The 20,671-nt window shown below is 56.4% G+C and carries 18 protein-coding genes; 8 read left to right on the top strand and 10 right to left on the bottom strand.

Annotation, left to right across the window (positions count from 1 at the left end):
- Window positions 1-60 precede the first annotated feature (60 nt).
- The 6 genes from BN32_RS08230 (at window position 61) to BN32_RS08205 (ending at window position 6,807) form a co-directional block, all read left to right on the top strand.
- Entirely contained in the window at window positions 61-381 is a 321-nt protein-coding gene (locus tag BN32_RS08230; protein ID WP_040426146.1) for a DUF6166 domain-containing protein, read from the top strand.
- A gap of 249 nt (window positions 382-630) precedes the next feature.
- Window positions 631-1,818, top strand: coding sequence for a carboxyl transferase domain-containing protein (locus BN32_RS08225; RefSeq protein ID WP_084494557.1), 1,188 nt, complete (start codon window positions 631-633; stop codon window positions 1,816-1,818).
- 376 nt (window positions 1,819-2,194) lie between these two features.
- Complete coding sequence (locus BN32_RS08220; protein WP_019197674.1) at window positions 2,195-4,084, top strand: DUF6538 domain-containing protein; 1,890 nt, start codon at window positions 2,195-2,197, stop codon at window positions 4,082-4,084.
- 778 nt (window positions 4,085-4,862) lie between these two features.
- On the top strand, window positions 4,863-5,168 hold the full coding sequence (locus tag BN32_RS08215; protein WP_019197673.1) for a plasmid mobilization protein: 306 nt from the start codon (window positions 4,863-4,865) through the stop codon (window positions 5,166-5,168).
- On the top strand, window positions 5,165-5,440 hold the full coding sequence (locus BN32_RS27120; protein ID WP_162161300.1) for a hypothetical protein: 276 nt from the start codon (window positions 5,165-5,167) through the stop codon (window positions 5,438-5,440). Before BN32_RS08215 ends, BN32_RS27120 begins: the two co-directional genes overlap by 4 nt.
- A 15-nt stretch (window positions 5,441-5,455) precedes the next feature.
- A protein-coding gene (locus BN32_RS08205) for an IS3 family transposase (protein WP_152343889.1) occupies window positions 5,456-6,807 on the top strand; the annotation gives its coding sequence in 2 pieces (ribosomal slippage) (window positions 5,456-5,801 and window positions 5,801-6,807; 1,353 coding nt in all).
- Here the strand turns inward: BN32_RS08205 and BN32_RS08200 are convergent.
- From BN32_RS08200 to BN32_RS25560, 7 genes are all read right to left on the bottom strand, one after another.
- Window positions 6,804-7,442, bottom strand: coding sequence for an RNA polymerase sigma factor (locus BN32_RS08200; protein WP_051488448.1), 639 nt, complete (start codon window positions 7,440-7,442; stop codon window positions 6,804-6,806). The two genes, BN32_RS08205 and BN32_RS08200, sit on opposite strands and share 4 nt — an antisense overlap.
- Before the next feature lie 23 nt (window positions 7,443-7,465).
- The gene (locus BN32_RS08195; protein WP_019197671.1) at window positions 7,466-7,873 is read right to left on the bottom strand and encodes a DUF2177 family protein; all 408 of its coding nucleotides are present in this window, start codon (window positions 7,871-7,873) and stop codon (window positions 7,466-7,468) included.
- 9 nt (window positions 7,874-7,882) lie between these two features.
- Complete coding sequence (locus BN32_RS26095; protein ID WP_084494556.1) at window positions 7,883-8,539, bottom strand: ChrR family anti-sigma-E factor; 657 nt, start codon at window positions 8,537-8,539, stop codon at window positions 7,883-7,885.
- Window positions 8,536-9,309 carry a sigma-70 family RNA polymerase sigma factor gene (locus BN32_RS08190; RefSeq protein ID WP_347334368.1) on the bottom strand — a complete coding sequence of 258 codons (774 nt, stop codon included), beginning with the start codon at window positions 9,307-9,309 and terminating at the stop codon, window positions 8,536-8,538. Before BN32_RS08190 ends, BN32_RS26095 begins: the two co-directional genes overlap by 4 nt.
- Window positions 9,306-9,908 carry a GTP cyclohydrolase I FolE gene (gene folE, locus BN32_RS08185; RefSeq protein ID WP_040425576.1) on the bottom strand — a complete coding sequence of 201 codons (603 nt, stop codon included), beginning with the start codon at window positions 9,906-9,908 and terminating at the stop codon, window positions 9,306-9,308. Before folE ends, BN32_RS08190 begins: the two co-directional genes overlap by 4 nt.
- A gap of 881 nt (window positions 9,909-10,789) precedes the next feature.
- Window positions 10,790-10,972 carry a c-type cytochrome gene (locus tag BN32_RS25565; RefSeq protein WP_019197668.1) on the bottom strand — a complete coding sequence of 61 codons (183 nt, stop codon included), beginning with the start codon at window positions 10,970-10,972 and terminating at the stop codon, window positions 10,790-10,792.
- Window positions 10,973-11,362: 390 nt separating this feature from the next.
- Window positions 11,363-11,788 carry a c-type cytochrome gene (locus BN32_RS25560; RefSeq protein WP_244438160.1) on the bottom strand — a complete coding sequence of 142 codons (426 nt, stop codon included), beginning with the start codon at window positions 11,786-11,788 and terminating at the stop codon, window positions 11,363-11,365.
- On the opposite strand from BN32_RS25560, the gene BN32_RS27645 reads away from it, so the two are divergent.
- On the top strand, window positions 11,681-11,941 hold the full coding sequence (locus tag BN32_RS27645; protein WP_244438176.1) for a hypothetical protein: 261 nt from the start codon (window positions 11,681-11,683) through the stop codon (window positions 11,939-11,941). The two genes, BN32_RS25560 and BN32_RS27645, sit on opposite strands and share 108 nt — an antisense overlap.
- 14 nt (window positions 11,942-11,955) lie before the next feature.
- On the opposite strand, the gene BN32_RS08175 is transcribed toward BN32_RS27645, so the two are convergent.
- A complete protein-coding gene (locus BN32_RS08175; protein ID WP_082773501.1) occupies window positions 11,956-12,414 on the bottom strand; it encodes a cytochrome c oxidase assembly protein in 459 nt (152 codons plus the stop codon).
- Between the two features lie 358 nt (window positions 12,415-12,772).
- Here BN32_RS08175 and BN32_RS27640 point away from each other — a divergent pair, with 358 nt between their 5' ends.
- On the top strand, window positions 12,773-13,033 hold the full coding sequence (locus BN32_RS27640) for a hypothetical protein (protein ID WP_244438113.1): 261 nt from the start codon (window positions 12,773-12,775) through the stop codon (window positions 13,031-13,033).
- A 43-nt stretch (window positions 13,034-13,076) separates the two neighbouring features.
- Here the strand turns inward: BN32_RS27640 and BN32_RS08165 are convergent, their stop codons facing one another.
- Window positions 13,077-14,306, bottom strand: coding sequence for a response regulator (locus BN32_RS08165; protein WP_019197662.1), 1,230 nt, complete (start codon window positions 14,304-14,306; stop codon window positions 13,077-13,079).
- Window positions 14,307-14,340: 34 nt separating this feature from the next.
- Complete coding sequence (locus tag BN32_RS08160; protein WP_019197661.1) at window positions 14,341-19,974, bottom strand: HAMP domain-containing protein; 5,634 nt, start codon at window positions 19,972-19,974, stop codon at window positions 14,341-14,343.
- Window positions 19,975-20,671: the final 697 nt, after the last annotated feature.

Genomic DNA, 20,671 nt, shown 5'->3' with positions numbered 1-20,671 from the left:
TAGGTGCCTGTACGTGCGGCCTGTGTTCGATACCCGTGCAAAGGCTTGAAGGGCAAGGACATGAGTATTTTCAAGGGAACGAGATCGATTGACGGAGTGCGCGTGACGGTCGATGGGCAGTCGCTGGATCACGTTCTCCATATCAGGACTTATGGCAGCGGCTTCTTTGAATGGAGTTACGAAGGCGATGAGCCAATGCAATTGTCTTTGGCAATACTGAACGAATATTACGGCGATCAACAGAAGGCGTTGTCGATGACCGAGAGGTTCATGAAAGAGATCGTCGCGAATTTCGACAACGACTGGGAGCTGACAAGCGAGGACATTCGATCTGCGTTGCTGCATATGCATCCAATGCCAACTGATATTTCGGCACGATGAGTGGTGTGAAAGCTGGATATGGTCGTTCACATCTCGGCTGCGAAATCGTCTCGTGCCTGCCTGTTGCAGATTGCAAGGCAAACGTCGGCGCGTCGAGGGCCGGCACGGCGAATAAGAACGGGTGTCCCTGTCGGAAACCCAGTCTTGCTGGCAACTGATATCGAATCGGGTTGATCTGCCCCCTTTGAAGTGGTCCTCCCTGAAGTATGATTTTCGGATGGAGGATGAGATCGATGGCAAGGAAGCGGCATACGGCTGTTTCATGAAGGTTCTGGCGCGAGCATCACGGGGACCGGAGGCAAAAGGGGTAAAACCCTCCCCGGAGCGGTCTACGAACGCAGCCGTTTCGAATCCATCGCGCGGTGCCTTGGAACCGTGCCGGTTGCGAGCGCTGCGGTTGGTGCGGTTGCCGGATTTCCGGCCGGCCGACTTGTCGCCTCGCACTACACGGTGATGACGCGGACCACATCGCAAATCCTGACCGGCGGTCCGGCGCTGGTCGAGCGTGCGCTCGGCGTCAAGCTAACGAAGGAAGAACTGGGTGGCGCGCAGATCCACGAAAAAAGCGGTCTTGTCGATGACGTGGTCGAGGATGAGGACGCGGCCTTCGAATCCATTAAGCGCTTTTTGTCCTACATGCCGCAGAACGTCTGGGAGTTGGCGCCGCGCGCCGCGACCGACGATCCGGCCAACCGCGAAGCGCCAGAACTTGCCCACATTATTCCCGCCAACCGCAAGCGTATCTACAACATGCGGCAAGTGGTCGAGGCGATTGTCGATCGCGGCTCGTTCTTCGAGATAGGCAAGAAATACGGCCCCGGCCAGATCACCGGCTTCGCGCGGCTGTCAGGTTGTGTCGTCGGCATCTTCGCCAGCGACCCAAAGCACAATGCTGGATCGCTCACTGCCGCGGGAGTCCAGAAGCTGCGGAAATTCGTCGACCTGTGCCAGACGTTCCATCAGCCGATCGTGACCTTCGTGGATGAGCCCGGCTTTATGATTGGTCCCGATGCGGATTGCGACGCCACCATCAGGCACGGCGCGTCGGCGCTGATTTCTGTAGCGCTGTCCACGATCCCCTGGGCGGCGGTTCTGGTGCGCAAGAGCATGGGGCTTGCCAACTATGCCCACATGCCATCGGGTTGTCATGTACTGGCATGGCCATCGGCCGAAAGCGGTGCGCTGCCGGTGGAAGGTGGTGTCGCGCTTGCATTCCGGCATGAGATTGCCGCGGCCGCAGATCCCGCTGCAAAACGGCTTGAACTTGAAGACCAGTTCGCCGCGCTGCAATCTCCGTTTGGCAAAGCCGAGGCCTTCTCGGTCCACGACCTCATCCACCCGCGCGAAACGCGGTCGCGGTTGTGCGACTGGATCGAGCTTGTGCGTCCCGGTCTGATGCATCAACTCGGCCCTCCGCAGTTCTCGTTCAGGCCGTAACGAAGTGACCTAACTTGTATAGGTTGGAAATCGAATCCGCGCTCGCTTTGCAATTTGGCCCTACCTGTTCCGAAAATCCCTGTTGCGCGCGCGAAGTTTCCCTGTTCCTCGAAATGTCCTCCCTGTTAATTTTCTAGGGAAATATCCCGGAAATCGCTGTGGCGCTGCGGTTTCTTGCCTCCAACGCGCTCTGCGGGGGCCAAATTCGCGAATTTCCCTGTAGAATTCCCTGTTAGCAGGGAATTGGCGCGGAGACCGGCGCGATCAGCACTCCATCGCCAGCCAAACGGTCGGGTTTTTTCATCGAATCAACCACTTACGGGTTTGGTCTTTGGTTAACCCCAAGGACTGACCCCACAATTGTGGGTCGGTTCGGATGCACCAGTATCTCAGAAAAAGTGGAGACCTTTATCTTTTCCGGCGGCGCGTTCCGGATGAAATCGTTCACCGTGTCGGCAAACGCGAGATTTACCGATCATTGGGTACAACCTCCGTGCGGATCGCGAGGCAGCGTCTGCTCTACCTATTTCACGGGACGGAGATGCTCTTCGCGATGGCGCGCTACCCAGAGGTTTCAGACGACCAACTCGCTGCAGCGGCGAGGTTCTATCTTGATCAGGCCGGCGGGTTCGCGGAGAAGATCAAGGCAATGCGGCCAGCGGCCCTCTATAGCTTGCCACAGCCAGATATTTTCAAGGAGGAGGTCGATGGGATAATCCACGACCAGCAACTCCCTTTGGGCAACACTCCCGACAAAAGAGCCGCAAGCCGGCACACGCTGTTACTCGAATGCCTCAACAACTTCCTTTACCGAACTGGCTTCATAGACTTTGATGATTGGGCGGCCCCCCAAGACCTCGGCATCCATCCCCAACGTATCGTTCTGGCCGTCAATCGCGAAGCTCAGCGCGCGGTTCAGGAACAGATCAAGAGTCTCAGCCATTATCAGGAAATCCAGCAGCTTCCACGCGCGAAAGCTGGGGCTCGATTCTCCGAGATGATCGAAGCGTTCATTGCCTGGAGGCAAAAGGCCAGACCGCGCCGTCTGGTAAAATCAGGCCGCGCGGCGTTGACGAAACAAACCCTGGCTCAAATGCGAACGACATATCGATTGTTCAGCAGCATCATGAACGACCCGGTGCTCACCGCAGTCGATAAAAAAATGGCGCAGCAATTCAAGGAAGCATTGGAATTGCTGCCGAGTTCTCACGGCAAGACCCACGGAAAGGCTTCCGCCGGACCAGCCCGAACCTATCTTGAGGAACTCAAACGGAAGGAACAATCCCAGCTCAATCCGATCAAAGATAAGACTATCAAAAGGCATTTCTCGGGATTGAATCAGTACTTCAAGTGGCTCCAAGTCGAAGAATACGTTGCGCACAATCCATTTTCGGGCCAGCAGTTCAACATCGATCCAGGCGAGCGAAGGAAATGGACGAAGGATGAGTTGCTGACGCTGTTCGGGAGCAAGGAGTATCTGGCGGAAACGAAGGACAGCGCTCGGCACTGGATCCCGCTCATCGCGCTTTTCTCGGGGATGCGGCTGGAGGAGATTGCCCGGCTCAGGCCGAAGCATGACTTCTTTCTGGCTGACCCGGTAGCGCCTTCCAAGAAATCCCTCTTGGTCATGCAGGTCGCCGCCACCGACGCTTGGAAACCAAAGACGCCGGCCGCCGAACGAGAAATACCCGTACATTCCTGGCTCATAAAGCACGGGTTGGAAAGGTTGGTTAGGCGTCGTCTCGGAGAACTTGAAGACCCTGACGCGAGGAGGAAGTCGATCTATCTCTTTCCGGAACTCGAGCCGAACGGGTCTAATGGAACGATGACTGCGTCGTTCTCTCGCGAGTTTTCGCGTCTGAAAACCAAGCTGGAATTGCCCGTGGAGGTCACCTTTCACAGCTTCCGCCATTTGTTCAGATCTCAGCTAGGCGTGCTGAACATGCCCGATAGAATTATCGACGCACTGTTGGGTCATCAAGATGTGGAACGGAAGGTGAAATCGGCGTACGAAAAATTTGAAAGTCGCGATCTTGCTGGTGCCGTCGAACAATTCACCCTTCCAACGCAAAATCAGAAAACGAGGATTCTTGAGACGAAACCTCGCCCGCTAACAACGACTGAGAAAGACTACTTGAAGTTCCTGCATCGAGATTTCACTGATCAGTTCGAACGCGAACCGGACCGACTTGCAGCCAACGTGGACGGCAGGCTATCTAGCCGGCGACCGCGTCAACGCCGACGGATCGTCGAAACTCAAGCTTGACATGCGGCCCAACGCAATAAAGGCCGCGAGCAGCATGGCGTGGTGCGTGGTCCGCCAAAACAATGGCGTTGAATTCATGTTCTGGAGGACGTTCTCGTCACTCGCGGCCAGGCTACGTATGAACTGTCAACGGCGGAGCAAAACTAGGCCACTGGGACGAGTAAACGCAGGCCAGTCGGGGCCACGGTGGAGGTCGCTCGCGAGGCCCGCATTTCGATAGCGCCGTAGCGAGCGAGCGGCCGTCAGGATTTGCTGTGGCTGTTGTGGTTCAGACGGTTGCTGGCTGATCGCCCATTTCGGGGGATCGCCCACGATATCCAGAGAGCGACTGAGCTTGTTTGGAAGCTCGGAACGGCTGCCGAGATGGACGATTGTCGTTATCTCATGGCGTCGGCGAAACCGAAGCCACAGGCTCCAGAGATAGGTAGTCAGTTTTTTTATTCAGTTCGCCACGTCGTGTCGCGTAGGGGACGAACATCACCCGACCTCAATAGTAGCTGTTCGCGCGATCGCAGCGTAAGTTACGCTGCGATCGTGCGGAACAGGAATTAGCTTCCCTCCCGGAGCCGCTGACGCTGCGCAACACTTGCTCGCCTCAACCATAGACAAGAATTGTGGCCACAGACTCTTGCTCCCGGCTGCAACGAGGCTCATCCTTACTGCTGTGGTCTCACTGAAGGTCAGAAAACAAACACAGCAAGCCATGCGCGGTGTGGCCGCGCAGCTTGACCAGGGGCGCAGCCCCGTGGACCCCATACGTGCACCGGAGCGACATCTCATGGCGTCCGACATCATCAAGTTTCGGATCGACGCCGACGAAAAACAGCGGATCATGAAAGCCGCCGAGCGCGCTGGAATCTCCACGTCTGATCTTCTGCGGCGAGCGGGCCGTGCCGCTGCGTCTGGACGGATTGCGTCACGCGCCGTGCTGTCGGACCTGGTGTTGATCCGGGCCGCCGCCAATCGGCTGGCGGCGATGGTGGACAATCCCGATACCGACCCGGCTGCGGTTGCGGCTGGCGTGAAAGCCGCCGTTGCTAATTTCCGCCAAATCGCCGCCCGCCACCTGGGTGACGTGCGATGATTATCAAGGCGAAAAGAATCCGCGCACGCGGCCAGGCTCTAAAGCGTGCCTTGCTGCACATCACCGAGGGCGAGGAGAACGACGCCATCGAACTGGTCAGCGGCAACGTTGCCGACCTTGAGGATGCGCGCAGCGACGCGCTGCGATTTGGACGAGAGTACGCGGTCCGGCATTGGATTTTGTCTCCCGGCCAAGAAATTTCCTGTTCGCCGTCGGCACCCCTGAGACAAATTGAGGGTCTTCACGAAGGGAGGATTTCTGGTTCATCGTAGCCGCAAGGAGCGCAGATGAAACAGAAATCCGGGCCGGACAAAGCGCCGGCAGACCAAGTGCTGAAGGACATTCGGCGTCAGACCCGCCGGCAGTATTCGGCGGAAGAGAAAATCCGCATCGTGCTGGAGGGATTGCGCGGCGAGGAGAATATCTCCGAGCTTTGCCGCCGGGAGGGCATCGCTGCCTCGATGTATTACGGCTGGTCCAAAGAGTTCCTCGAGGCCGGCAAGCGCCGGCTGGCGGGCGACACGGCGCGCGCAGCGACCTCCGGCGAAGTAAAGGACCTTCGTCGTGAAGCCTCGGCTCTGAAGGAGGCGGTCGCCGACCTCACCCTGGAGAACCGCCTGCTCAAAAAAAGTCTGAACGGGGATGGGGAGGACGAGGCATGAGATATCCTGCATCCGAGAAGGCCGAGATCATCCAGTTGGTCGAGCAATCGCATCTGCCGGCCAAGCGCACCCTGGACAAACTCGGTATTCCCCGCGCCACCTTTTACCGATGGTATGATCGCTATCGTGACGGCGGGCCTGAGGCGCTGGCTGATCATCGTTCACGACCCGACCGCGTCTGGAATCGGATTCCCGACGATGTCCGCCGCCAGATCATCGACCTGGCGCTGGAGATTCCCGAGCTGTCGCCGCGGGAGTTGGCGGTTCGCTTCACCGACGAGCAAAAGTACTTTGTCTCGGAGGCTTCGGTCTATCGGCTGCTGAAGGCACACGATCTCATCACCAGCCCGGCCTATGTGGTGATCAAGGCGGCGAACGAGTTCAAGGACAAGACCACCGCCATCAACCAACTCTGGCAGACCGACTTCACCTACCTCAAGATCACCGGCTGGGGCTGGTACTACCTCTCGACCGTGCTCGACGACTTCTCGCGCTACATCGTGACCTGGAGGCTTGGTCCCACGATGTGCGCCTCCGACGTCACGGCCACGCTCGACCAGGCGCTCGCGGCATCGGGTCTCGATCGCGCCACCGTCATGCACCGGCCGCGACTCCTCTCGGATAACGGAGCGTCATACGTGGCAGGCGATCTAGCCACGTGGCTCGAAGACAAGGGCATGGAGCATGTACGCGGCGCCCCCTATCATCCCCAAACCCAGGGAAAGATCGAGCGCTGGCACCAGACCCTGAAGAACCGCATTCTGCTCGACAATTACTATCTGCCTGGAGATCTCGAACGGCAGATCGAGGCCTTCGTCGTGCACTATAACCACGTCCGCTATCACGAGAGCATCGACAACCTCACGCCCGCTGACGTCTATTTTGGAAGAGCCGAGACGATCCTCGCCGAACGACACCGCATCAAGCGGGCCACCATCGCAAACCGCCGCTTGCAGCACCGACTGCAGGCCGCTTAAACTCTAACCCCTGATGAGCCAGAGCCTCCCTTCTCGAAATGCCTGATCAGTCTCAAATTATCTGACGACGAACAGTTGACAGACATCTGGACCTTCAAAAGCGCACGGTGAAGCCAAGTCTTGATTGTGCCGACGGGTGCACCGTATCTTGTGGCTAGTTGCTCTCTGCTTTCGCCGTGGAGGTAGGCCGCAACGATCAAACTGCGCTGGTGAGGGGTAAGAGAGCGGAGTGCAGCCAACGCGTGTCCACGCTTATCTGCAGCCTCGAGAGCGTCGAGGGCAGTTTCTCTATGATCTGATAGGCGGAGGATCGCCTGGTCGCTAGGCTCGAAGTTGAAATCTTTTCGTCTTAGGATATCAATCGCGTGGTTGCGGGCGATCTTAACAGACCAGGTGATTGGCGAGCTCTTGGCGGGGTCGTACTTGCTAGCATGACGCCAAATTTTGACATACGTGTCCTGAACAACTTCTTCGGCCAAGTCCGGGCGCTTCATAATGGAGATCGCGATCCCGAAAAGCTTGCGCTTGGTAAGGTCATAAAACTCGGAGAAAGCAATCTGATCGCCAGCAGCGGTCGCTTTTAGCAGGCTCTGAAGCTTTGCAGTCTCTACCTCAGCGTTTGTCAATTGGATCATAGCTCCGAACCCTCTGACGGAAATCAATTGCCCCTGAAGACGAGCGCTATGGTCGCATAGCCTGACAAAGACGAAGCTGCGGTCAGGAGCGTTCCCCAAACAAGGTCAACCAAAGCAACCTTCGGAGACCAGCCTTCTAACGTAGAGAGATTGGTTAAGTCGTACGTGCCGTACGCAACGAGTCCTAGAAGGCCTCCGAGCAGCAGGGCCGTAATCCAGGATCCGTTTCTCTCCGCTGGCAACACCGCGAGCACTAGGATGCCTGAAATATACAACGCGTAAAAAAAGCCCGCGATGATCAAGTTTGGCCTCTCGGCGAGCAAACCTCCAAGCTCAAATCTGTAGAAGCTCGCTGCGCGGCTAAGCCAGACGAAATCAAGTACCAAGAAAACCGCCGCGGTGGCGAAGTAAGCGGTCGCGTACCGAAGCATGAGATGCTCCTATATTCCGAAAAGTGGCTGCAACAATCGCGCCAGCACACTCTTGAAGCGTAGCGGAGCGTCAGTCACTGCGAGGCAAACGCAGTTCTCACCGGGGCCTGCATAGGGTTGATGTTCCGTGTGCTCGTCCGATTCTGAAATATCGCCGCGGCACAACATTCTTTCGCGATCACAAAGGCTCCCAGTCAAGACCATTGTCAGTTCGCGGCCGCGATGCCCGTGCTCAGGCACGCTTGTACCGCTCTGAAAACGCAAAAGGCGCGCCTGCGACGCGCACCCCGGAGTTTTGATCATGATTTGCTGTACGCGGGGGGCGACGCGTACCCACTTCAAATCGCTTAAATCTCCACCAACGTAGCTGCGGAGCGGTTCTGGAATTTGAAAGTCCGGTCTCAATGTAGGACTGGCTAAAGGTTTCGCGTTGTTGCTTTCATCGCGCACTCTTGCAATCACGGAGGCCATCAAGGATGGAGAAACCTCTGTTTCCGAAATGGTGTCCAACATATATCCGCCAAGAGAATCCGCAGAGCTGTTGCGCGTGCGACAGTAAGGACAGAGTGCCAGATGGGTGGCGACCAGCAGACTAGATGCTTCATCCAGGGTTCCGGACGAATAGCTAAGTAAAAGATCGTCGCTAAGGTGGAATTTGATCATCATCCGACGTTTCCCTTATCAACGTCGAGGGCAGCGCGAATTTTCGCAAATGCAAGCCGAATCCGGGACTTTACGGTGCCTACAGGAAGGTTAAGTTGTCTGGCAATTTCACCGTGCGAATGATTTTCGTAGAATGAAAGCATCAGAACGCTCTTCTCATTCGCAGATAGCGCACTCATGACTTCGCGAACCCGTTGATCTGCTTCCGCTCTTTCGAGCTGCTGATCCGGACTTGCTTCGACGTCGGGGACAAAGGCAGGATCGGTTGGATCGAAGGCCGGCCTGCGGGTTCGGCGAAACCGATCGACACTCAAATTTCGAGCGATCGTAAACACCCAGGTAGATGCGGACGCTTTTGACGGATTGTATAGTGCTGCATTCCGCCAGACGAGAACCAACGCGTCCTGAGTAATTTCTTCCGCCAGCGACGAGTCTGCACCACGTCGTAAGAAGTACGATTTTAGCCTCGGTGCAAAGTGTCGAAACACAATCTCAAACGATGCTTCGTCTCTCGTCGCGGCTATGCTAACAATCGATTTTGCGAGCGCCGTTGCAACAGCTTTTGGGTCGCTTTGCAATCGACGAATTGCGACCATTTTATTCTCGATATCTCTTCGAACTATACCGGCCAGCGCTACCTGCAGGGTTTGCCACAGTTGGTTGCCCAGCCAGGGTCGACCCGACCACGTAGCATTGGATCGCTTCGCACACCCGCGGCGGAAAGGCAAAACGTCGGATGGTGCAAAATCAGAGCCAGTGTAGTACGGGATCATTTGTTTGCCATAGTCAAGAATTCTTGCCGAGTGATCCCATTGTCGCGGAAACAACCGAGCATACAGCTCGTGATCATTTCCGAACCGACTTTGTGAATTCCGCGGCTGGACATACAATGATGCGTAGCCTTGATCACAACTCCCACACCTTGTGGTCTCAAGACTTCCTGGACTGCCGATGCAATTTGAGAGGTCAGGCGTTCCTGTATTTGGAGCCGTTTGGCATATACCTCTACAACGCGAGCAAGCTTTGACAGACCGACAACGCGGCCTTTTGGTACATAAGCGACCCAGGCTTGACCGACGATCGGCGCAAGATGGTGCTCACAATGACTTTCGAATGAAATGCCCCGAAGAATGACCATCTCCTCGTAGCCACCTGTCTCATCGAACGTCTTGTTCAGGATTTGAATTGGGTCTTGGCCATACCCCACAAAGTATTCACGAAACGCCCGCGCTGCTCTTGACGGCGTTTCGACTAATCCAGGTCGGCATGGATCATCGCCTGCCCAACGGATTATCGTACGGAACGCGGCCTCGACTTCTTCCAGTGATGGCTCAGCGGTTTCTTTGGCCGGCCGCTTGGAGTGAATAGTCAAGGTCGTCTCCGCTTACCCGCGCAATTGGCTGCGCCGTTCCTGCGCGAAAGGTTGCAATATGAAGCCCCCGGTCGTCAGGGAGCTCGACGACCGGGAAGTACTTGCGTGAACTGGCAGCGGAGCAGCTGCATCAATCACGTTCAAGCTATTACGGTTGCAAGACCGGTTTAGATCACTGCTAGCAGCAAAAAGATTAGGTTCGACTGGCGGCGGAGGGCCCCATTCGCTTAAGTGCCGAACTAATAGGCAGAATTAGCGCTGACAAATGGCCAAGGCGCTACGCAATTCTCAAGGTTATCTCGGCGAAATTATCGATCGAACACGCCGACGAGATAAGAACCAAGGCAAATTTATCGAGGATACCTGCAGATGACTGAATAAAGGGCCCTGCCGGGGTGAGGCAGGGCCGGGGAGGTCGCCAGCATAGGGGGAATGACGCCCTCGGCGGGATCGTAACCGATTCTGGAGAGGCGAGGTACTGGCCTCCGGCGTGGCGGTGTTGTTCCTGAACGTGCCTGTGAGTCCTCAATGACGTACTCGGAGCGGTTTGGTCCAATGCGCTTTGCTCTGCCCTGTTAGTGGAGGCCTATGTCCCTGATCCCGCACAAAAATTCCCTGTTATAAATCACCCGTAAGCCTGGTTAAGTTGCTGAATTAGTTTAACTATTTGAGATATGGGCGGGTTACAGGGCCGTAACCTGGCGATTAGCCCTGTAAAATTCCCTGTTTGCAGGGAATTTGCCTAGAGACGGGTTTGATTGGCACTGCGTGGCCAGCCATTTAGTTAAATCATAGAAAATCAATCACTTAATAGATCGCAAGCCTCAAAAACAGTAGCAGACGACGTAGCGCTACCGTCTTGATTAGGATTCAATTCGGTCCTATCCTATTATAATTCCAAGGTTCAAACCTAGGACATCGCGCACATCGCCGCGCGACACCCAGAGGGTGGGCGCATCGATCGATGCGAAATAGGCCGATACATCCTCGATCTGCTGCGGGTTCAGCGACCGGGCAATCGACGCCATGATCGCATCGCCATCGGGATCGCAGGCCAGCCACATTTCTCCAGTTTTGCAACCGATTGACCATGTAGGGGGCGTGCTGTCCGGACAGGCGTGGATAGACGTCGAGCGATGATGCGGTGTGGCAACCCTCGCAGGCGGGAATTTTCGCGCTGGGGTTTCCTATCCTTGCAAGCAAACGTCCGCGTTCGACAGAGGCAGCGTCTGCTGCCGGTTTCGGAGCGGACGGTGGCATCAGGCCCGCGTAGTATTTCGCGACCTGCTGGCGTTCTTCGCGCGAAAGCTCGCTTGCCAGTGGCTGCATCATGCCGCTTGGACGGAGGCCGCTCACGTACTTCGAGGGCGGTCGTCAGGAATTTGACGGGTTGCCTGTGCAAGATTGGCACGAGGCGGCTGCTCGGTCCACGCCGTGGCAACGCGCGCAGGCGGTCACCGCCGCCGATGTGCGTTCGGTTGTCGCGATTTCACCGCCACTTTGCGGGGCACGGGCAGACCGCCGAGCGCCAGATCGCGATACGCTGCGGCATCGAGTGCGGGAAGGCGTTTGAGAAATGCAACGACCGCCCAGACTTCGTCGTCGCGCTGATCCGCGACCCAGGCCGACATGCCGGTGTACTTGATGCCGTTCTTGACGATCCAGAACAGCTCCCGGTCTCGCCATTCCCGCATCGATGTCGCAAGGTTCGGCGGGGACGGAAGCATGCTGCCCGCGATCGGATTAATCGGTGCGCCGGGAGCACCGTGGCAATGGGCGCATCCGCTTTGGAAATGGGCAGCCCCAAGCGTGATCAGGTCATTGCTGTCAAGGGAAGGGGGGACGATACCTGCTGCGTGGGTCTTCACGGAATTTCGCATTCCGAACGTGAGGATTGCATTGGTTATCGCCAGGTGACCACGACTTGCGGCGACGCTGTAAAGACCCGACCACGCAAAGAGAAAACCGCCGAGCAAAATTTCGCCAAAGGTGATGAGAACGATGCGCGCAATCCATTTCAGATGTATGCGTGAAGGGATGCGCATCACTACTGGCCTATCGGCAAACGACGACGGCGCAAGATTGTTCCGGGCGGCTCTGGCCGATAGATTAATTGCACCGTAATCACCACAGCTGCTAGCAGATAGCTCAACGGGCAGGCCGTGATCATGAGAAGGCCAGCCAGGTGTTGATCATCGAGCGGGAGAAGTCCCGCCAAACCTTCCTCGATGTGACCCAGATGACTCGCTGATTTGCAAAGTATTCTTGGAGCGAAGATCAGCAGTGCTGCGAGCAGGCATGTCAGCTTGCTGGTGAGCAAGAGGACCGGGATGGTCTGCCAGCGTGCTGCTGCCGAGATGGTCAGAACAGCCGACCAGAAGACGAGCGCAGTGAGGAACAGCGTGCAATGTAGCGCAAGCTCAAGTACCGGAGATCGGGCAATTGCGTCATTGATGGCAGGAGAATGCCATGTCCACAGCAAGACAATCTGACCGAGAGCCGCGATCCATACCTAAGAGGCCGGGGTGCTGCGGAGTTGCCGGCGGGTAATGATAAGCGCACCCAGCAAGGGAGCAACTATATTCATCGATGCAATATGCAGCATCATATGCATTGAGAGATAGCCAAGATCATACGTTAGCAGCACGGCTGTTCCGCCAAGGACAACAGCTGCAGCACTGGCAACGGCTGGTTTGATCATGGGGACACTGAACGATCTGATCTCGATCGTGACTTTTCCCACCGGGGTAGCTCCATTCATCTTTACCTTGGTAGGGCATTGGATATTCGGCTGGTTCGCATACGTGAACGAGCAGCTTGCGCATCGGCAACCGGTCGATATCGGCACCCGGTACAGATGATGCGTGACACATTTGAAAATTGGCAGTCTGAATTTCTGCAATTGCTGTGGCAAGTCGCAGGCCTCGCCATTTTGCTGCACTGGATCGCCGCAATCCAAGGAAGACGACGATCGGATGGAGGCCAAGATTGACGCCATATTGCTAGCCGTTGAACCCAAGAAGGGCGACAAGCTTCTGACCGAGCTTGATGACGAGTACGAAGGTCGTCACACCGACAGTCGATTTGTGCGTATGTTGGAGCGGAAAACTGCACGCATGAAGTAGAAGCGAAAGTTGAGGCGCTAAGATCGGGCCGAAACTTCCAAATTCATGGATCATACGCCGGCTCAAGAACGTTTATTGCCGGGCAATTAAGCCGCCAGATCATTCCTGTCGATGCGTAACTAAGCTCGACCTTTCCGCTCACACTCAACTCAGTCATCTTGGTAATGACGGTTGTGCCAAAGCCGCGATGATTGGGGGGCGCGACGGGCGGGCCGCCTTTCTCAGTCCAGCTCATTGTGAAATTTTCGCCTCCGTCGTCTTCATCAATCCGCCAGGAGATTTCGACGTAGCCATCCGCAACTGACAACGCGCCATGCTTTACGGCATTCGTCGATAGCTCATGGACAACCATGCCAATAGATTGAGCCGCCGAAGCCGCCAAGCGGAGTGGGGGGCCTTCAATGAAAATTTGTTTGCCGATAAGCCCGGCGAAATGCGCCAGTTGCCCACGAACGAGATCCGACACTTCAACACATTTCCACTGACTCCCAACAAGCAGGTCGTGGTTTACTGCTAGAGCCTGAATTCGATTGGAAAACCGAAGGAGAAATTCACTAGGGCTTGACGCCACAGTTTGCTGCGCAACTGCCATCACGACGCTCAGGATGTTTTTCGAGCGATGATTGACTTCGTTCATCAATAGCCGGACCTGTTCCTCGGCTCGCTTGTGAGCTTCGGTGCGTTCCAGAACCCGTTGTTCAAGGGTATTGTTTAGCTCGTAAAGTTGTTTCTGGGCGAGGCGTCGCTCGGCGATCTCGGCCAATAACGCGCGGTTGGCGTTCTCGAGCTGACGTTGCTTAAGGTACAGTTCGACGAGCACGGCAACTTTAGATCGGAGGACCGCCGGGTTTATCGGTTTGTGCAGATAGTCGACGGCTCCCCTATCGTAGCCTTCGATCACATGCTGGTCTTCGTTGTAATAGGCCGTAAGAAATATGATTGGTATTTCGGAATTTTTTTTGCGCTCCCTGATCATCTGGGCAAGTTCGAAACCAGTCAGCCCCGGCAGGCGGACATCCAGAATAAGCACCGCAAACTCGTCTGCCAAAAGAGCCAGCAGCGCCTGTTCGGCTGACTCCGCCCGAACGAGCCGATAGCGAGGGGCATCCAACACGGTCTCCAAAACCATGAGATTTCTTGGCTCGTCATCGACGATCAATATATTGATGAACCCGCCGCTGTCCGCGATCATCGGAGCCGAGCCGGCAGTGGTGGCGCTGTCTGCCAAAGCCCCGTCTTCGGCGGGGCCGCTAGTGGTCGATGGCAGATTCATCTGTTTCTGCTCGTTGTACGACCGGAATAATGTTTCATCGGTATAGCCATACTCGCATCAACGAAAGAAGCTGATCTGTATTTACAGGCTTGGAAATGTAGTCGCTTGCACCAGCCTCGAGACACTTCTCGCGGTCGCCCTTCATGGCTTTCGCTGTCAGTGCAAGGATGGGGAGAGTGCGAAACTCAGGGACTCTTCGGATCTCGCGAATTGTCTCGTAGCCGTCCATTTCCGGCATCATGATATCCATCAGTACGAGACTGATGTCGGGTGTGCTTTGCACAATCTCGATGGCGGTTTTTCCGTTCGTTGTGCTTATGACATCCGCGTCATGGTTCTCGAGCAAGGATGTGAGAGCGAAGATGTTTCGTGCGTCGTCATCAACGATTAGCACTTTGCGATTCTGCAGGATTTCGTTCGAACCATGAAGCCGACTAAGCATCGCCTGCTTCTCGGGCGGCAGATTGGTTATCACCCGATGGAGAAACAGCGCGGTTTCATCCAGCAGCCGCTCCGGTGACTGGACATCTTTCAGAACGATGCTTTTTGCCATCGTTTTGAGTTGAATCTGCTCATCAATAGTCAAATTCCTGCCGGTGAAAACGACGACGGGCACGTTTGCTAACGTCGGATCGGCGTGCAGTTTTCCGAGTAGCTCAAAGCCGGACATGTCGGGCAACCGCAGATCGAGCACCACGCAATCGAATCGCTGACCGTGCATGGCTTCCAGCGCCTTTCCCCCGCTTGCAGCGGTTACAAGTTCGATATCATTATAGCCAAGCAGTTCTACGATGGATTTCCGCTCGATGTCGTTGTCTTCAACAACCAGCAGCCGCTTTGTGCGCGGGACAGTAAAATTCTTAAGGCGATCGAATGCCACTTCCAGGGCGGAAGTGGTGGGTTCCTTGACGAGATAGGCAAACGCTCCATGGGAAAGGCCATGCTGGCGCTCCTCGTCCAGCGTGACGATCTGCACTGGAATATGTCTTGTCGCCGGATCGAGTTTAAGTTGATTGAGCACTGTCCAGCCCAGCATGTCGGGTAGGAATATGTCGAGCGAGATGGCCGCCGGGCAAAACTGCCTGGCCAAGGAAAGTCCGGTCGCGCCTCGGGTGGCAATAATGCCCTTGAAGCCTTTGTCGTGAGCCAGGCCAAGGAGAATTCGCGCGTAGTGAGCGTCGTCCTCGATGATCAGCAATACGGTGTCGTCCTTTTCGATGCTCTCGCGATCATCTTCGATTTGTTCTTCTCGCCCAACAGGTAAGACGATGAGCTCGCGAGCAACTGATGCGCGGACCGCAGATCCATCTGCGATTACGTTTTGGGAACTGTCACGCCCGGGAAACTGGACAGGCAGGAATAGGGTGAAGGTGCTTCCCTGGCCGTAGACGCTGCTGAGTTTGATCTCGCCTCCGAGGAGGGTGGCCAACTCACGGCTGATGGCAAGGCCAAGGCCGGTGCCACCATATCTGCGGGAGGTGCCAGCGTCGGCCTGCTGGAAAGCTTCGAAGATAAGCCGTTGCTTGTCCGGAGCGATTCCGATGCCCGTGTCTTCCACAGCGAAGGAAACGACTTGATCGGCCTTGCTCAGTATGGGGTGATCTGCACTCCAGCCTTGTGCAGCGAGTTCAACGCGCACTTGTACATGCCCTTGTGCTGTAAATTTGACGGCATTGGAAAGAAGATTCTTGAGAATCTGCTGGAGGCGCTTGTCGTCGCTTTCCAAGAAACGGGGAAGATTTGCCGCAAAATTGACGTTGAAGGGCAGGCTCTTCGCTTCTGCCACGTGACGGAAGTTGCGTTCGATGTTGCCACGCAGGCGAGTGAACAAAATCTCCTCAACTTCGACGGTGACCGTCCCCGATTCAATTTTCGAGAGATCGAGAATGTCGTTAATCAGGTTCAGCAGATCGGAGCCGGACGAATTGATGTTGCGGGAAAATTCGATCTGCTTATCCGACAGATTGCCCGGCACGTTCTCTGCAAGCTGTTGGCTAAGGATCAGGATAGAATTGAGTGGGGTCCGCAATTCGTGGGACATATTGGCCAGGAATTCGGATTTGTACTTCGAGGTGAGTGCCAGTTCGATGGCCTTTTCCTCTAGTGCGAAGCGAGCTTGTTCGACCTCCGCATTCTTGCGTTCGACTTCGGCATTTTGATCTGCAAGCAGCTTAGCCTTCGTCCCCAGTTCTTCATTGGTCTGCTGCAACTCACTCTGGCGAGATTGCAGTTCTGCGGTCAATTGCTGCGACTGCGTCAGGAGTCTTTCGGTGCGCATCGTCGCTTCGATTGTGTTGAAGACTGCGCCTAGGCTGAGTGTCAACTGATCCAAGAATGCCAAGTCGACTTCCGTGAACGGCTGCAACGTTGCCAGTTCGATCACGGCCTTGGTCTGCCCCTCGAACAGAACTGGCAATACGACCACGCTTACCCGTGTGGCTTCGCCAAGACTGGATGAAATAGTGAGATAATCCGGTGGAACGTCGGTAAGCAGGATTGTCTTCTTTTCGATAGCGGATTGGCCTGCCAGGCCTTCGCCGAGGCCGATAGTTTCGAGTCGCCGGCCGCCGCCACGCGCGTAGCTCGAGAGCAATTTGAGCTTAGTGTTCTCTTCGTCACTGTCGAGGTGATAGATCGTGCCTTGATAGGCTTTGACCAGCGGGCCCAGTTCACTCAGGAGGATATCTCCCACTGTGCTGAGTTCGCGCTGGCCTTGAAGCATGTTTGTAAATTTTGCGAGGTTGGTCTTCAACCAATCCTGCTGCCGATTACTTTCAGTTGTATCGCGCAGGTTGGCGATCATCGTATTGAGATTGTCTTTCAGTTCGGCGACCTCGCCACGGGTCTCGACCTGAATCGTGCGCGTTAGATCTCCCTTGGTGACGGCGGTGGCGACTTCAGCGATTGCGCGGACCTGAGTGGTTAGATTGGCGGCCAGCAGGTTGACGTTGCTGGTGAGGTCCTTCCACGTGCCTGCAGCGCCGGGGACGTTGGCCTGGCCGCCCAGTCGCCCTTCCACGCCGACCTCGCGTGCCACGTTCGTCACCTGATCAGCGAACGTAGCGAGGGTGTCGGTCATATTGTTGATGGTTTCCCCGAGTGCCTCGACCTCGCCCTTCGCTTGCACGGTGAGCCGCTGGCTCAGGTTGCCGTCGGCCACCGCGGTCACCACCTTCACGATGCCGCGGACCTGGTCGGTGAGGTTGGAGGCCATGAAATTGACGTTGTCGGTCAGATCTTTCCAGGTGCCCGCGACGCCACGGACCTGTGCCTGGCCTCCGAGCTTGCCTTCGGTTCCGACCTCACGCGCCACGCGCGTGACTTCGCCAGCAAACAAGTTGAGTTGATCGACCATCGTGTTGATGGTGTTCTTCAGTTCCAGGACTTCACCCTTCACATCAACCGTGATCTTGCGGTTGAGATCGCCACGCGCCACCGCAGTAGTGACTTCCGCTATGTTGCGAACCTGTGTCGTGAGATTGTTAGCCAGACCGTTGACTGTGTCGGTCAAATCCTTCCAGGTGCCGGCCACACCTGGAACGGCCGCTTGACCCCCGAGTCGGCCTTCGGTGCCGACCTCTCGCGCCACGCGAGTCACTTCCGACGCGAAGGAACGAAGCTGCTCGACCATCGTGTTGATGGTTTCTTTGAGCTGCAGAATTTCACCTCTCACATCGACCGTGATCTTTTTGGAAAGGTCGCCGCTGGCGACGGCTATGGTGACTTCGGCGATGTTGCGGACCTGGCCTGTGAGATTCGAGGCCATGTAGTTGACGTTGTCGGTCAGGTCTTTCCAGGTGCCGGCAACGCCGGGTACGGCCGCTTGGCCGCCGAGCTTGCCTTCGGTGCCCACTTCACGCGCTACGCGTGTAACTTCCGACGCGAATGCTGAAAGCTGATCAACCATCGTGTTCATGGTCTCCTTCAGCTCCAGAATCTCGCCTTTCACATCGACGGTGATCTTGCGACTCAGATCGCCGCGAGCGATGGCGGTGGCGACGTCAGCGATATTACGAACCTGGCCGGTCAGGTTGTTGGCCATGGAGTTGACGTTGTCGGTGAGATCCTTCCAGGTGCCTGCGACGCCGGGCACCACGGCCTGGCCGCCAAGCTTGCCCTCGGTGCCGACCTCGCGCGCCACGCGGGTCACTTCGGAGGCAAAGCCGTTGAGCTGATCGACCATCGTGTTGATGGTGTTTTTCACCTCCAGAATTTCACCGCGGACGTCGGCTGTGATCTTTTTCGAAAGGTCGCCGTTGGCGACTGCGATGGTGACCTCGGCGATGTTGCGAACCTGGCCGGTGAGGTTGTTTGCCATCGAGTTGACATTGTCGGTCAGATCCTTCCAGGTGCCTGCGACGCCGGGTACCACGGCCTGACCGCCAAGCTTGCCTTCGGTGCCGACCTCACGCGCCACGCGGGTCACTTCGGAGGCAAAGCCGTTGAGCTGATCGACCATCGTGTTGATGGTGTTTTTCACTTCTAGAATTTCGCCGCGGACGTCGGCGGTGATCTTTTTCGAGAGATCGCCGCGGGCCACGGCAGTGGTGACTTCGGCGATGTTGCGGACCTGACCGGTGAGATTCGAGGCCATGAAGTTAACGTTGTCGGTGAGGTCTTTCCAGGTGCCTGCGACGCCGGGTACGGCCGCCTGACCACCGAGTTTGCCTTCGGTGCCGACCTCACGCGCCACGCGTGTGACTTCCGCGGCGAAGCCGTTGAGCTGATCCACCATCGTGTTCATGGTGTTTTTCAGTGCGAGTATCTCGCCCTTTACCTCGACCGTGATTTTAGAGGAGAGATCTCCTTCGGCGATGGCAGTCGCCACTTCGGCGATGTTGCGGACTTGACCCGTGAGATTGGAGGCCATGAAGTTGACGTTGTCGGTAAGATCCTTCCAAGTGCCTGCGACGCCGGGCACCGCCGCCTGACCACCAAGTTTGCCTTCGGTGCCGACCTCACGCGCCACGCGTGTGACTTCCGCGGCGAAGCCGTTGAGCTGATCGACCATCGTGTTGATGGTGTTCTTCAGTGCGAGTATCTCGCCCTTCACGTCGACCGTGATTTTGCGCGACAGGTCGCCCCTCGCGACGGCGGTTGTCACGTCGGCAATGTTGCGGACCTGTGCCGTTAGGTTGCCGGCCATCTGGTTAACGGACTCGGTGAGTTCCTTCCACACACCCGAGACGCCCTTGACCTGGGCTTGGCCGCCTAGCTTGCCTTCGGTGCCGACCTCACGCGCCACGCGAGTCACTTCGGAGGTGAACACAGAAAGCTGTTCGATCATGGTGTTGACGAGGTTGGCAGAACGCAAGAACTCGCCTCTGAGTGGCCGCCCATCCACCTCCAGGTCCATGGATTGCCCAAGATCACCTTTCGCCACCGCGCCAATGGTACGCGCCACTTCGGTTGTAGGCCGCACCAGATCGTCGAGGAGCGTATTGATGGAATCAGCCTGCTCAGCCCATCCGCCGATAGCGCCAGGCAGGGACATGCGCTGCTTGAGCCGGCCTTCCTTGCCGACCGTCTCGCTTAACCGCGCAACTTCCGCTGTAATCCGGCCCTCATGCGCGAGGGTTTGGTTGAAAGCCTCGGCTATTCGTCCATCCGTGCCTGGCCAATCTCGCGGTAAGCGCACCGAAAAGTCTCCATCGCGAAATGCCACCATTGCAGCGAGGAGTTGTCGCGAACGGATTGCGGCGGGATCGTCAATCAACTCTCCGGATTCCCCATTGTCTCGTGCGATACCCGAGGGCTTCTTGCTGTTCCTTGGGATTGTCGTTTCGTTCATTGGTCACCGGTGAATGCAATCGCAACATAAGATGCAGGGATCCGTGATTGGCCGCAATCACACTTCATGCCAGCCTTCCCTTTTTTGCGAAAAAACCCGCTACATTTGGCCGCTAGTTACTCTTGGGAAGAGTAGGAATAAATTCTGAGTTCTGCGAATGCAATATTATCATCCATCGGCCGCCACAAGTTTGGCCGGTTCCGCAACGTTCGTGTCGGAATATGGTTCCATCGTCGGAACAGAAGAGCAGCGGCATGCCGAACGACACCGCCCGTCGTTTGACGCTTGGCTTTGGTTGTTGCCGAAGCCTAGCGGAAGAGGGCTGGTGTCCGAAAGATTAGACAAATTATGAATAAACTCGGCGCGCAGCGCTAACCAAGCCTGAACGTTTTGAAATGTCAGATGACTTGACTGGAACATCGATCGTCCCGCCGTCACCATGGACGGGATCGTGATCGGCTACGTTAGTCCTCTCGGCGTCTTTAACGCGCGCTTGCTCGTCGCGCTTCGCATCCTTTTTGAACGGCTGTTGCAGAGGCAAGTCGCGGGAGCTTTTTGGCTTCCATGGCGCATC

The organism is Afipia birgiae 34632 (genome assembly GCF_000308295.2).
GTDB classification, from domain to species: Bacteria; Pseudomonadota; Alphaproteobacteria; order Rhizobiales; family Xanthobacteraceae; genus Afipia; species Afipia birgiae.
The sequence above is the reverse complement of the archived record's forward strand: the minus strand, read 5'-3'. Positions and strand labels throughout refer to the sequence as shown.